Raw genomic sequence first — 12,985 nt, 5'->3', positions numbered from 1 at the left:
AATGGCGGGAGTTCCCCGTTCGGACGAGATTTTAGCCGATATGGCAACCGCGCTCGGCTTTTTCACACGCTTGCCGGTTCCGTTTTCTGCCGATGCCGGGCGCTCGCTGTCGCAAAGCCTGTGGGCCGCACCGCTGGCCGGGCTGGCGGTCGCGCTGACCGGTTGGCTGGCCTTCATCGTCGCGCTGTGGCTCGGCCTCTTCACCGACATCGCAGCACTCGTGGCGCTGGGCGCGATGCTCGTGGTCACCGGCGCGCTGCACGAGGACGGGCTCGCCGACATCGCCGACGGCTTCGGCGGCGGGCGGGAACGCGAGGCGAAACTCGCCATCATGCGCGACAGCCGCATCGGCACCTATGGCGTATGCGCGCTCACGCTCAGCCTGATCGCCCGCTGGCTTGCTCTCGCCGCGCTGGTGACGCCCGGCGAAGCACTCGCCGGCCTGATCGCCGCGCACATGGCCTCGCGCGCGCTGCTGCCGGCCTTCATGCGCCTGGTGCCGAATGCGCGCCACGACGGACTGTCGGCCGGCGCCGGCGAGGTCGACATGCGCACCGTCCAGATTGCCGCCCTTTTCGGGGCGATGGCGCTGCTGTTGCTGGGCCTTGCCGGTGCGGTCATGGCCGCCCTGGCGCTCACGCTGTGGTTTTTCGCCCTGCGCCGGATCGCCATGCGCCAGATCGGCGGCCGCACCGGCGACGTTCTGGGCGCATTGCAGCAGGGCGGCGAAATCATCGTGCTGGTGACCGCCTGCGCCATGCTCGCCTGAGGCCCACGGGAGTTTTCATGAACGGCTTTTCCACGCTCGATCATCTCAAGGCCGCGTGCCGCGACCTGCCCAAGGCCGATCCCGGTGCCGACGAGGCCGCGCGGGCGCGCCAGAACCAGCTGACCAAACCACCCGGCAGTCTCGGCCGCCTGGAGGAACTCGCAGTATGGCTCGCCGGCTGGCAGGGGCGCGAAAATCCCAGGCTCGACAGGATCGAGGTGATCGTGTTCGCCGGCTCGCACGGCATCACCGCGCGCGGCGTCTCGGCCTTTCCGGCCGAGGTGACGGCACAGATGGTGGCGAATTTCTCCGCCGGCGGCGCGGCCATCAACCAGCTCACCGAAGCCGCCGGCGCGGGGCTGACAGTGGTGCCGCTTTCGATCGACAGACCAACGGCCGATTTCACTCGGGCGCCGGCGATGAGCGAGGCCGCGTTTCTGGACGCGGTCTCGACCGGTTACGTGGCGGTGTCGCCCGACACCGACCTGATCGCGCTTGGCGAAATGGGGATCGGCAACACGACCGCGGCCGCCGCGCTGGCCGCCGCGCTGTTCGGCGGCACGGGCGCCGACTGGGCCGGACGCGGCACCGGCGTCGACGACGCCGGGTTGCAACGCAAGGCGGCCGTGATCGACGCGGGGCTCGCACGGCATGGCGAGCGCCGCGACGACCCGCTCGGTCTGCTCGCCGCACTCGGCGGCCGCGAACTTGCGGCGATCTTCGGCGCCACGCTTGCCGCCCGGCATCACCGCATTCCGGTCGTGCTGGACGGGTTCGTGTGCACCGCCGCCGCCGCGCCGCTTGGAAGATTGCATGCGCGCGGCCTCGATCACGCCGTCGCCGGCCACATGTCGGCCGAGGCCGGGCACCGGCGGCTGCTCGAGGCGGTCGGGCTTTCGCCGCTGCTCGATCTCGGCATGCGGCTTGGCGAGGCGTCGGGCGCCTGTGTGGCGCTGGCTATCCTGCGCGCGGCGATCGCCTGCCATAGCGGCATGGCGACATTCGCCGAGGCCGGCGTCTCCGACGGCTGAGACAGGAAACCCGACACCATGCGCACCCTACTTGTCATCGGCATCGGCGCCGGCGATCCGGACCAAATGACCATCCAGGCGATCAAGGCGCTGAACAGGGCCGAGGTCGTGTTCATCCCCGCCAAACAGGGCAAGGACGAGCTCGCCGCGCTGCGCCGCGAGATCTGCCGGCGTTTCATGACCCGCGAGAGCTGGCGCGAGGTCGGCTATGAGGTACCGAAACGGGCCGAGCCCGATCCATCCTACCGGCAGAGCGTCGACGACTGGCACGCGGCGATCGGGGCGACCTGGGAAAAGCTGCTGGAAGACGAGCTTGACGAGAACGGCTGCGCGGCGCTGCTGGTGTGGGGCGATCCTTCGCTCTACGATTCGACCCTGCGCATCGTCGAGCATCTGGTGCGGCGCGGCCGTATTCCTTTCGAGTACGAGGTCTTTCCCGGCATTACCAGCATCCAGGCCCTGGCGGCGAAACACCGGATCCGGCTGAATACGATCGGCGGTCCGGTCCACATCACCACCGGTCGACGCCTGTCGGAAAAATTTCCCGACGACGCCGACAGCGTCGTGGTCATGCTCGACGGCGTGCAGGCCTTCCGCGGCGTGCCGCCGGAAAATGTCGACATCTACTGGGGCGCCAATCTCGGCACCGCCAGCGAAAGCGCAATCGCCGGACCGCTTGGCGAAAAGGCCGATGCGATTTCGCAGGCCCGCGCGACCGCCCGCGACAAGGCGGGTTGGGTGATGGACACCTATCTCCTGCGCAAGCGTTTGCCCGACAGCGACTGAGCCAGCGGGCGGCAGGGCCCTCCTCCCTTACCGACAGCCTCCACGCCGCCGACAAGGCCGTCGGTCGAGAGCACCGCGCCGGCGCCAGGCGACACGCACACCGTGCGAATTTCGCCGGGAACACGCCGCGTGCGGTTGACGGGCGCCCGACGCCTCACTAACAAATATGTAAATGAATATAATTTGGTCCAAAACGGACCGCTGGGAGGGAAACATGAAAAAGACACTCGCACTGACCGCCGCCTTCGCGATGCTGGCCGGCTCGGCCACAGCCGAGGAGGTGACGCTCAAGGCGGCGAGCGCCTTCGCGAGCGGAACGACGTTCGCGCGGCCGTTTGCGGCCTTCGTCGACTGGGTCAATGAAAACGGCAAGGGCGTACTGCAGATCAACGTGGTCGGCGGGCCGGAAGCGGTGCCGCCGTTCGAACTCGGCAACGCGGTGTCCTCGGGCGTTGTCGATCTGGCCAACAATACCGCCGCCTTCTACACCAACTTGCTGCCGGAGGGTGACGCGTTGAAGCTCGCCACCAACACGGTCCAGGAACAACGGGAAAACGGCTGCTACGACATTATCGACGAGATGCACCAGTCGAAGATGAACGTGAAATATCTGGCGCGTACCGGCGACAACGTCAATTTCCACCTCTATCTGACCAAGCCGATCGAAAAACCGGACCTCAACGGCCTGACCATCCGCACCACGCCGGTCTATCAGGCGATGTTCAAGGCGCTCGGCGCCAATCTGGTGCGCACCGCGCCCGGCGAGGTTTACACCGCACTCGAGCGCGGCGCGATCGACGGGTATGGCTGGCCGATCCAGGGCGTACTGGATCTCGGCTGGGACGAGCAGACGAAATACCGGGTCGATCCGGGTTTCTATCAAGTCGACGTCAACGTGATCGTCAATCTCGACACCTGGAACGGGCTCGGCGACGAGCAGAAGGCGCTTTTGGAAAAGGCGGCCGAGTGGATCGAGGCCAAGAACGCCGACAATCTCGACATCAACGCCAAGGAGGCCGCCGCGCAGGCGGAAGCCGGCATCGAAGTGATCGAATTTTCCGGCGACGACCGCGAAGCGTGGCTGAAGGCCGCGCAGGACGAAGGCTGGGCAGCGATCGCCGCCATCAATGCCGAGGCGGCCGACAAGCTCAAGGCCTGCTTCTGACGGCGTCTGGCTGGCGGACAGCGGCCGATGCAGGCCCTGACCTCGCTTTACCGGATCGTGATCCAGGCGTCCGCCGTCGCGGCGGGCGTCATCATCGCCGCGATCGCGATTGCGATTGCGGTCGACGTGGCGCTGCGGTCCTGCTGCACCAGCGCCATTCACGGCCTGACCGACATGACCGAGCACGGCATCGCGGCGGCGACGTTTCTGGCGGCGCCGTGGGTGTTGATGAAGAACGCGCATGTGGCGGTCGACCTGATGGTGATGATGCTGCCGACACGGGCGCGCCTGCGCCTCGATCTCGTCATGAACCTCGTCGGCGCTGCGGTCTCGGCCACGTTTTCCTGGTACCTGCTGCAGGCCCTGACAATCGCCATGCAACGCGGCTCGATGGTGCGCGGCATCATCGTCGTACCGGAATGGATGACCTTCGCCGCGCCTGCCGCCTCCACGCTGCTGCTGGCGATCGGCTTTGGGCTCAGGATCGGCACAATCCCCGAAAGACGCGGTGCGACGGGACTTTAGGGCCTTTCATGCACAAAATGATTCAAGTTCGGGTCGCGGCAATCCGGCAGTGCCGCACAACCGGCGAGACCGATTTCGCGGCTCGATTGTCGCGCGACGACCGCAAGGAGCGCTAGCGCATGGACTGGCCCGTCATCCTGGTCTTGATGCTCGGCGGCCTGGTCGCGCTTCTGGCGGCCGGCCTGCCGGTCGCCTTCGCCTTCATCGCGGTCAATCTCGTCGGCGCGTTTGCCATCCTCGGCGGCGAGATCGGCCTGGTGCAGATGGCGCGCAACTCCGTCCAGTCGATCACCAGCTTTCAGTTGACACCGATCCCGCTGTTCATCCTGATGGGCGAGATCCTGTTCCAGACCCGGGTTGCCCACCGCGCCATCGACGCGGTCGAGCGCGTCGTCACGCGCATCCCCGGACGACTGTCGATCGTGACCGTGTTCGCCGGCACGATCTTCGCCGCGCTGTCCGGCTCGACCATCGCCAACACCGCCATGCTCGGCTCGACGCTTTTGCCGTCCATGCTCAAGCGTGGCTATCATCCCACGCTCGCCATGGGGCCGATCATGGCCTCGGGTGCGATCGCGATGCTGATCCCGCCCTCTGCGCTGGCCGTGCTGGTGGGCAGCCTCGCCGGCATCTCGATCGCCGGGCTTTTGGTCGCCGGTATCGTGCCAGCGCTGATTCTGTCGCTCGCCTTCGTGGCCATCATCGTGGTGTCGGCGCTGCTGCGGCCCGAGCTTGCGCCGCAGGACGAACTGCCGGCGATGTCGGCCTGGGAGCGCTGGAAGCCGTTCGTCACCCATGTGCTGCCGCTGTCGGGCATTTTCGTCGTCGTCATCGGCAGTCTGCTGGCCGGGCTCGCCACGCCGACAGAGTCGGCCGCGCTCGGTTGCATTGCTGCAGTCGTCGCCGGGGCCGGTTACCGATCGCTCAGCCTGAAGAACCTGTCGGTCGCGGTGATGGAAACGGTAAAACTGTCGGTGATGATCCTGTTCATCATCGCCGCCAGCCAGACCTTTAGCCAGATCCTGTCGTTCAGCGGCGCGACCAGCGGCCTGATCAACCTCATCCAGACGATGGAGCTGTCGTCGCTGCAGATCCTGGTCGGCATGATCCTGATCCTGCTTTTTCTCGGCTGTTTCGTCGACCAGGTAAGCATGCTGATGGTCACAATCCCCGTCTTCGTGCCGCTGGCCCGGGCCGTCGGCATCGACGATCTGATCCTGGGGGTGATGTACCTGCTGACCATGGAGATCGCGCTTCTGACGCCGCCGTTCGGGCTGTTGTTGTTCGTCATGCAGGGCGTTTCGCCGAGTTGGATCAAGATGCGCCACATCTATGTGGCCGTGACGCCGTTCGTGATCACCAAGCTGATCGTGCTGATCCTGGTACTCGCCTTCCCGGCGCTCGGGACCTGGCTGCCAGCCCAGCTTGGCCGCTGAGCGGAGACAATCCGGCCTCCGGATCGCGCTGGTCTTTGCAGAGGCAAAAATGTATGCAAATGAATATAATTAGAATTCCACGCGAACAGGGAGGTCGCACCAATGGCTGAACGCTCCTTCGCCAGGGAAGTCGAGAAGCTGCGTCTGGGCGACGGCGAAACCTTCCATGGCGAAGGCATCCTCGCCATCACCAAGGCGCTGCTGCAATGCGGTGTGGGTTATGTCGGCGGCTATCAGGGCGCCCCGATCTCGCACCTGATGGACGTGCTCGCCGACGCGCAGGACATCCTGGCCGAGCTCGGCGTGCGCTACGAGGCCAACGCTTCGGAATCGGCGGCCGCGGCCATGCTGGCTGCATCCGTGCATTACCCCATCCGCGGCGCCGTCGCCTTCAAATCGACGGTCGGCACCAATGTCGCCTCCGACGCGCTCGCCAACCTCGCCTCGGGCGGCGTGACCGGCGGCGCACTGGTCATCGTCGGCGAGGATTACGGCGAAGGCTCCTCGATCATGCAGGAACGCAGCCATGCCTTTGCGATGAAATCGCAAATCTGGTTGCTCGACCCGCGCCCGAACCTGCCGTCGATCGTCAAGGCGGTCGAGGACGGGTTCGAGCTCTCCGAGGCGACCAACACGCCGGTGATGCTGGAGGTACGCATTCGCGCCTGCCATCTCTACGGCGCGTTCGAGACCAAGGCCAACCGCCGCCCGCCGCTGACGGTGCGCGAGGCCGTCGACAATCCGCGCCGCCAGACCGACCGCATCGTTTTGCCCCCCGCCGCCTTCGTCCACGAGCAGGAAAAGATCGCCACACGCTGGCCGGCCGCGCAGGCGTTCATAAAAGAGCGCGGCCTGAACGAGTTGTTCGGGCCGCAGGCGGGCAAGCTCGGCATCATATTGCAGGGCGGGATGTACAACTCCGTCGTGCGAGCGCTGCAGCGACTGGGCCTGGCCGACATAAACGGCGACACCGAGGTGCCGCTCTACGTGCTCAACGTCACCTATCCGCTGATCGACGACGAGATCGCGGCCTTCTGCGCCGGCAAGGACGCGGTACTGGTCGTCGAGGAGGGGCAGCCCAACTATATCGAGCAGGCGATCGGCGCCATGCTGCATGCCAGCGGCGCGCCGACCCGCGTGGTCGGCAAGACAGTACTGCCGATGGCCGGCGAATATACCGGCCAGGTCATGCTCGACGGCGTCGGCCGCTTCCTGCGCGAGTACGGGCCGGAGATGCTTGCGGCCGAGCACCGGGCGCCGAACCGGCCGCGGGAGCCGCAATCCGCGTCCGATCTCGCCCAGATCGTGCCGCTGCGGCCGCCGGGCTTTTGCACCGGCTGTCCGGAGCGGCCGATCTTCGCGGCGATGAAGCTGGTCGAACAGGAGCACGGCAAACACCAGATCGCAGCCGATATCGGCTGCCACCTGTTTTCGATCCTGCCGCCGTTCGAGATCGGCGGCACCACGATGGGCTACGGCCTGGGTCCGGCCTCCAACGCCGCCTTTCACGGCGGCGGCGGCAAACGGCCGATCTCGATCATCGGCGATGGCGGCTTCTGGCACAACGGCCTGTCGTCGAGCATCGGCAACGCGGTCTACAACGAGGCCGACGGCGTCATTCTGGTAGTCGACAACTACTATTCGGCCGCCACCGGCGGGCAGGACGTGTTGTCCTCGCGCGCCGACAACCGCTCCAAATCGACCAATCATCCGATCGCCGACGCGGTGAAGGGCGTCGGCGTCAAATGGGTGCGCCAGATCGACCGCACCTACGATGTCGCCAAGATGCGCGATACGCTGGCGGAGGCGCTGACCACGCCAGAAAAAGGCCCGAAGGTGATCGTTGCGTCATCGGAGTGCATGCTCAACCGCCAGCGTCGCGAAAAGCCGCTCATGGCCAAAGCGGTCAAGGACGGCAGGCGGGTGGTCAAGCCGCGCTTCGGCGTCGACGAGGACGTGTGCACCGGCGATCACGCCTGCATGCGGCTGTCGGGCTGCCCCTCGCTCAGCGTCAAGACGCTCGACGACCCGCTGCGCGACGATCCCGTGGCAGCGATCGACCAGAGCTGCGTCGGCTGCGGCAATTGCGGCGAGGTCGCCGACGCGGCCGTACTGTGCCCGTCCTTTTACCGGGCCGACGTGATCCGCAACCCGACGCGGAGCGAGCGCGCGCTGGCGCGCCTGCGCCAACGCGTGACGCGCGTTCTGGCGGGCTGGCGCCAGCAGCGGCGCCTCGACTTCGCAGGAGACGTCGCCGTATGACCGTCGTCGATATACGCCAGACGAGACCGCAGACGCCGCATCCCGGCCAGCACATCATCAAACTCGCCATCCTGGCCGTGGGCGGCCAGGGGGGCGGCGTTTTGTCGGACTGGATCGTGGACGCCGCGGAGGCGAGCGGCTACGCCGTGCAGGCGACATCGGTGCCTGGCGTTGCCCAGCGAACCGGAGCCACGATCTATAGTATCGAAATGACGCCGCGTACCGACCGGATGCCGGTGTTGGCTCTGATGCCCTCGCCCGGCGACGTCGACATCGTGATCGCGGCCGAACTGATGGAGGCCGGACGCGCGGTGATGCGCGGCCTGGTCACGCCCGACCGGACCACCTTGATCGCCTCCACGCACCGTATGCTGGCCGTCTCCGAAAAGATCGTTGCCGGCAACGGCATCGCAGACGGCGCGACCGTGCTCGCCACAGTCAAGGACGCGGCCAAACGGTTTATCGGCTTCGACATGGAAAAAATCGCCGCGGGGTCAGGCACGATGATTTCGGCCAGCCTGTTCGGCGCGCTCGCCGGTTCGGGCGCCCTGCCCTTCGAGCGGGCCGCATTCGAGGCCGCGATCCGCAAAGGCGGGCGCGGGGTGGAGGCCAGCCTGCGCGCCTTCGGCACGGCCTTCGAGCGGGCGCGCGACGCGGACGCAACGTCCGATGCGGCCGATGATGCGCCGCAGGTGGTGGCGGGAGTGGCCGCGCCCAGGGGACCGGCGCATCTGCTCGCACGCTGGCGCGAGCTGTGCGCGCGGATCGCCGCCTATCCGCATGCCATGCGCGACATGGCCACGCGCGGACTGGCCAAGGTGGTCGATTTCCAGGACCTCGCCTATGGCGCGGAGTATCTCGAACGGCTCGACGCGGTGCTGGCGGTCGACAAGGCTACCGGAGCCGATGGCCGGGAATGGGCGCTGTCGGTCGCGGCGGCCAAGCATGTCGCCAACGCCATGGCCTATGACGACGTCATCCGTGTCGCCGATCGCAAGACCCGGGCCGACCGCTTCACGCGCATCAGGCGGGAGGTCGAAGCGCCCGAAGACGCGCTCGTGCAGGTGACGGAGTTCATGCATCCGCGCGGCGAAGAGGTCTGTTCGATGCTGCCGACAGGGCTCGGCCGGTTCGTCGAGGCGCGGCCGCGCCTGCTTGCCGGGCTCGACCGGATGGTCAATCGCGGCCGGCGCGTGCGCACCGATTCCCTGATCTGGTTCACTGTCTTGTTTACGCTCGCCGGACTGCGCCGCTGGCGGCGGTGGCTGCTGCGCCATGCAAGGGAAACCGATCATATCGAGAGGTGGCTGGCGCTGGCACTGCAGACCGCGCCGCAAAACTATGCGCTGGCGGTCGAGATCGTCGCCTGCCGGCGCCTGATCAAGGGCTATAGCGACACGCATCAGCGCGGCCTGTCGAAATTCGACCGCGTCCTGTCGGCGGCGCCGCTGCTTGCGCCGCGCGACGATGGCGGCGACTGGCTGCGCCGCCTGCGCGAGGCCGCGCTCAAGGACGAAGACGGCAGCGCCCTCGACGGCGCCATCAAGACCGTGCGCTCCTTCGCGGAAACCGGCGATCCGCTTGCGGCGAGGGCCAAAGCCGACTAGTCGGAGCCCCCAGGGTCACGTGCAGTCAGGATTTGCAATGCGGGAGCGGCCAGAACCGGAACAGGCAGATGCGCAGCCGGACAGCGGACGGCGAACCGTGCTGCTGGACAACATCCTGCCCTATCTCGTCAACCGGCTCGGTTTCCGCATGAGCCGGATGCTGAACCGCGACCTGCGCGCCTATGGACTCGGCATCTCCGACTGGCGCGTTCTTGCGGTGCTGGATTCGGCCCGCGCAGTCACCATCAACGACCTGGCCGACTATGCGATGATCGAGCAGTCGACGCTGAGCCGGCTGGTGATGCGCATGGAGGAACAGGCACTCGTGCGGCGCGATCGCGGCGGCCCGGACGGGCGCGTCGTCACCGTGTCGATGACGGAGCACGGGCGCCTTACCTACGAGAAGGTGCGCGCCATGAGCCTTGCCCATGCCGAGCGCGTGGTGATGGGGTTTTCCGACCGGGAGAAGGCGGAACTGAAAAAGGCCGTGCGCCGCATGACCCGCAATCTCGACAATTACGACGTCGTCACGGACGGAGCCCAAGGCCGGCCGGCACGGATCGTTCCGCGCCGGCCGTAAGGGTCGCTTCCTGGGTGACGATGGTCATGCAAAGAATCATCTTTGCTTTCCATCGCCTTGTTGTGACGGACGTTTTCGACAGAATCTTCTATCTGCCTTTCACGATCACGCGCCGGGCACTCCGATGGAGACCGGCCGCACCGGCGAGCCCGATCCGCCGCGCGAGCGCAGCGGCAGGATCATCGTGCACGATGTCCATACCTTATCGGCGGCCAGTTCGCCGAGGCGCGCGTTCTGGATCTGGTGGATGCCGGCTTCGGCGAGATTATAGCTGTGGATGGCGAAGGGTTGTCCGTCCGGAACGCCTTCCGGCGGTCCCGCCTTGCCCTGCAGCGCGCCGTCATTGACCGGATCGGTGAAGGGGTTGTCGAGTGCGATCAGCACGATGCGCTTTTCGGCCAGATATTGCGCGGCGTCGTAGGCCAGCCCCGGACCCATCCCGTAATAGGGCGTATCGCCGGCCGGATCCTGCCAGTTCCCACTCCAGCCGGTGTGGATATAAACCACGTCGCCGGGCAGGATGCCGCGTTCGGCAAGTCCCTGGCTTTCAAGCATCGCCTCGATATCGGCGCTCGTCACCCGGTCGCCGGGACCCAGCGCCTCACCGCCATTATGAGCCTTGGCGTCCAGCAGAACGGCCGAGGTGACGATCGGCGGCACATGCTCGACACCGAGCTTGAGCAGCGGCGAGTCCGGCGTCGGCTTGACCTCGTCCTGGCTGTAGCCGCCATAATATTGCGCCGTGCCGGCCGGGAAGTCGCCCTGACCGTCCCAGGGCGCGGGCAGGATGGCGAAATGGCCGAGCGCGTCCAGTTGCGTGCCCTGCGCACCGGGCTCGCCGCTTTCGACCTGCTCGCCGTTGAAGGCGTGCACGGTGCCGGGAATGCCGACCGTCGGACGATAGACATATTTCAGCGGCACGCCGAACGGCGACAGCGGCATGGTGTTGGAGCGTTCGTGCGACAGTTCGTAGGCCTTGGCGTTTGGCGCAGCCAGGTGCGCGGCGCAGCGCAGCCACGTCCCCTGTCCCAGCGCATTGGCCATGCCGACCTGATCGCCCTCGCCCCAGGGCGGGCTCGGCACCATCGTCTTGGAGCGTTCGACGGCATCGTTCAAACCGTCCGACTGCGCGAATGCGCCGCCCGCACCGACTACCGCGAGCGCCGCCAAGACACCCATAAGCTTTCTCATGATGGTCCTCCCTCGAATGCGCCGGCCGAGCTTTCCTGCCGGTCGAGCCCAATTATCTGCATTTACATATAATCAGGCCGACGAGGCGGTGTCGAGCGCGCGCAGATGCACGAAGGCGCGACCGGAGCCGGCCGCGCCTTTGTCTGCAGGAGAGGCTTCGAGGTTGGAGAAACCTCAGAACGCGTTGGGCAGCCGCATCTTCATGTGTTTGGTCTCTAGGAAGGCGTCGAGGCCTTCCGGTCCGAGCTCACGCCCCATGCCGCTCATCTTCCAGCCGCCGAACGGCGCCTGCAACTCGCTGGTGTCGTTGACGTTGACCCCGATCGCGCCGAATTCCAGCTTATCGGCGATCGCCCACAGACGACCAATATCGCCGCCATAAAGATAGGCGGCAAGCCCGTATTCGAGCCCGTTGGCCATCGCCAACATGTCCTCGACGCCATCGAACGGCGCGATCGCGGCGAGCGGGCCGTAGGTTTCCTCGCTCATCGGCATGCTGTCGAGCGGTGCATTGTCGATCACGGTCGGGCGATAGAAGTGACCGTGGCTGAAGGCGCCGTCCTTGGGCGTGAACCCGCCGGCGAGCAAGGTCGCGCCCTTGTCGAGCGCATCCTTCTTATGCGCCTCGACACGACGGATGACGGACGGGTTGAGCACCGGTCCGTAAGAGACGCCGTCCTCCAGCCCGTTGCCGAGTTCGGTCGCCTCGGCGAGTGCGCCCAGGCAGTCAGCGAAATCGCGATGCACCTCGCGCGCGACCAGGATGCGGTTCACCGTGATGCAGATCTGGCCCATATTGGAGAATCCGCGCCGGTGGGCGGCCTTGGCCGCCGCCTCGATGTCGGCGTCGGGCATAACGATAAAGGGCGCATGGCCGCCGAGTTCGAGGCTGACCTTCTTCAGATTGCCGGCGGCGTTGCGCATGATGTCCTGGCCGGCCGCGATCGAGGCGGTGGCCGAGATCATGCGTATTTTGGGATGGCGCGACAGGGCGGCGCCGGCGACCGGGCCGAGCCCCGGCAGATCGGCGATCGCGCCGGCAGGCAGACCCGCCTCGTGGAGACAGTCGACGAACATGCCGATCGCGAATGGCGTCTCGTGCGGGCTTTTGACCACCAGCGGGCAGCCGGCCGCGATTGCCGGGCCCACCTTCCAGCAATAAAGGTCGACCGGATAGTTCCACGGCACGATCGCCGCGCAGACGCCGACCGGGTGGCGGGTCACCAGGTTGCGGATGTCCGGCGCCGAGGCCGGCCGCAGCGAACCGCCGAGACGCACCGCCTCGCCGGCGTAATAGCGCAGCACCTCGGCGCCGAAGCGGATCTCCTTGATATTGTCGGCGACCGGCTTGCCCTGCTCGCGGGTCAGGAGCACGGCCATATCGTGTTCGCGCTCGATCATCAGCGCGGCCGTGCGCTCGAGGATCGCCGCGCGCTCACGCGCAGCCATTTCCGCCATCACCGGCGCAACGGCAACGGCTGCCTCGACGGCCTGGTCGATATGGGTCTCGGCGGCCAGCAGCGTCGTGCCGACCGGTTTGCCGGTTGCGGGCTCGGTAATGTCGAAACGCTCGGCATCGTCGAAGTACCGCCATTGCCCGGCGATGAAGAATCCACGTTGCATGGTCATTATC

At 66.6% G+C, this 12,985-nt stretch carries 11 protein-coding genes; 9 read left to right on the top strand and 2 right to left on the bottom strand.

Annotated features, from left to right (window positions below):
- Nucleotide 1 precedes the first annotated feature (1 nt).
- From cobS to ACT2B0_RS05460, 9 genes are all read left to right on the top strand, one after another.
- On the top strand, nucleotides 2–769 hold the full coding sequence (gene cobS / locus ACT2B0_RS05500; protein WP_473462264.1) for an adenosylcobinamide-GDP ribazoletransferase: 768 nt from the start codon (nucleotides 2–4) through the stop codon (nucleotides 767–769).
- Nucleotides 770–786: 17 nt separating this feature from the next.
- Nucleotides 787–1,800, top strand: a complete 1,014-nt coding sequence (gene cobT, locus ACT2B0_RS05495) for a nicotinate-nucleotide--dimethylbenzimidazole phosphoribosyltransferase (RefSeq protein ID WP_473462262.1) — start codon at nucleotides 787–789, stop codon at nucleotides 1,798–1,800.
- Between the two features lie 18 nt (nucleotides 1,801–1,818).
- Nucleotides 1,819–2,586 carry a precorrin-6A synthase (deacetylating) gene (cobF, locus tag ACT2B0_RS05490; protein WP_473462258.1) on the top strand — a complete coding sequence of 256 codons (768 nt, stop codon included), beginning with the start codon at nucleotides 1,819–1,821 and terminating at the stop codon, nucleotides 2,584–2,586.
- 214 nt (nucleotides 2,587–2,800) lie between these two features.
- Nucleotides 2,801–3,751 carry a TRAP transporter substrate-binding protein DctP gene (dctP, locus tag ACT2B0_RS05485; RefSeq protein WP_473462256.1) on the top strand — a complete coding sequence of 317 codons (951 nt, stop codon included), beginning with the start codon at nucleotides 2,801–2,803 and terminating at the stop codon, nucleotides 3,749–3,751.
- Nucleotides 3,752–3,778: 27 nt separating this feature from the next.
- Complete coding sequence (locus tag ACT2B0_RS05480) at nucleotides 3,779–4,276, top strand: TRAP transporter small permease (RefSeq protein WP_473462253.1); 498 nt, start codon at nucleotides 3,779–3,781, stop codon at nucleotides 4,274–4,276.
- Between the two features lie 119 nt (nucleotides 4,277–4,395).
- Nucleotides 4,396–5,712, top strand: a complete 1,317-nt coding sequence (locus ACT2B0_RS05475) for a TRAP transporter large permease (RefSeq protein WP_473462250.1) — start codon at nucleotides 4,396–4,398, stop codon at nucleotides 5,710–5,712.
- Between the two features lie 102 nt (nucleotides 5,713–5,814).
- A complete protein-coding gene (locus ACT2B0_RS05470) occupies nucleotides 5,815–7,974 on the top strand; it encodes a thiamine pyrophosphate-dependent enzyme (protein ID WP_473462248.1) in 2,160 nt (719 codons plus the stop codon).
- On the top strand, nucleotides 7,971–9,581 hold the full coding sequence (locus tag ACT2B0_RS05465; protein WP_473462245.1) for an indolepyruvate oxidoreductase subunit beta family protein: 1,611 nt from the start codon (nucleotides 7,971–7,973) through the stop codon (nucleotides 9,579–9,581). The genes ACT2B0_RS05470 and ACT2B0_RS05465 overlap by 4 nt, the downstream gene beginning before the upstream one ends.
- A gap of 37 nt (nucleotides 9,582–9,618) precedes the next feature.
- A complete protein-coding gene (locus ACT2B0_RS05460) occupies nucleotides 9,619–10,161 on the top strand; it encodes a MarR family winged helix-turn-helix transcriptional regulator (RefSeq protein ID WP_481658458.1) in 543 nt (180 codons plus the stop codon).
- A 105-nt stretch (nucleotides 10,162–10,266) separates the two neighbouring features.
- Here ACT2B0_RS05460 and ACT2B0_RS05455 read toward each other — a convergent pair whose 3' ends face one another.
- Together ACT2B0_RS05455 and ACT2B0_RS05450 are read right to left on the bottom strand one after the other, a co-directional pair.
- Nucleotides 10,267–11,352, bottom strand: a complete 1,086-nt coding sequence (locus tag ACT2B0_RS05455; protein WP_473462240.1) for a cyclase family protein — start codon at nucleotides 11,350–11,352, stop codon at nucleotides 10,267–10,269.
- A 174-nt stretch (nucleotides 11,353–11,526) separates the two neighbouring features.
- Nucleotides 11,527–12,975: an aldehyde dehydrogenase family protein gene (locus tag ACT2B0_RS05450; protein WP_473462237.1), complete on the bottom strand. Its 1,449-nt coding sequence runs from the start codon at nucleotides 12,973–12,975 to the stop codon at nucleotides 11,527–11,529.
- Between the last annotated feature and the right edge of the window lie 10 nt (nucleotides 12,976–12,985).

The organism is Nitratireductor sp. J20-h4 (assembly GCF_056780505.1).
This window is presented reverse-complemented; position numbering and strand designations above follow the sequence as displayed.

Excerpts from the sequence above, each read along its gene's own strand:
- ACT2B0_RS05475 (WP_473462250.1), top strand. The coding sequence starts at position 4,396 with ATGGACTGGCCCGTCATCCTGGTCTTGATGCTCGGCGGCCTGGTCGCG.
- ACT2B0_RS05465 (WP_473462245.1), top strand. The coding sequence starts at position 7,971 with ATGACCGTCGTCGATATACGCCAGACGAGACCGCAGACGCCGCATCCC.
- ACT2B0_RS05480 (WP_473462253.1), top strand. The coding sequence starts at position 3,779 with ATGCAGGCCCTGACCTCGCTTTACCGGATCGTGATCCAGGCGTCCGCC.
- ACT2B0_RS05455 (WP_473462240.1), bottom strand. The coding sequence starts at position 11,352 with ATGAGAAAGCTTATGGGTGTCTTGGCGGCGCTCGCGGTAGTCGGTGCG.
- cobS (WP_473462264.1), top strand. The coding sequence starts at position 2 with ATGGCGGGAGTTCCCCGTTCGGACGAGATTTTAGCCGATATGGCAACC.
- ACT2B0_RS05450 (WP_473462237.1), bottom strand. The coding sequence starts at position 12,975 with ATGCAACGTGGATTCTTCATCGCCGGGCAATGGCGGTACTTCGACGAT.
- ACT2B0_RS05460 (WP_481658458.1), top strand. The coding sequence starts at position 9,619 with ATGCGGGAGCGGCCAGAACCGGAACAGGCAGATGCGCAGCCGGACAGC.
- ACT2B0_RS05470 (WP_473462248.1), top strand. The coding sequence starts at position 5,815 with ATGGCTGAACGCTCCTTCGCCAGGGAAGTCGAGAAGCTGCGTCTGGGC.
- cobF (WP_473462258.1), top strand. The coding sequence starts at position 1,819 with ATGCGCACCCTACTTGTCATCGGCATCGGCGCCGGCGATCCGGACCAA.
- cobT (WP_473462262.1), top strand. The coding sequence starts at position 787 with ATGAACGGCTTTTCCACGCTCGATCATCTCAAGGCCGCGTGCCGCGAC.
- dctP (WP_473462256.1), top strand. The coding sequence starts at position 2,801 with ATGAAAAAGACACTCGCACTGACCGCCGCCTTCGCGATGCTGGCCGGC.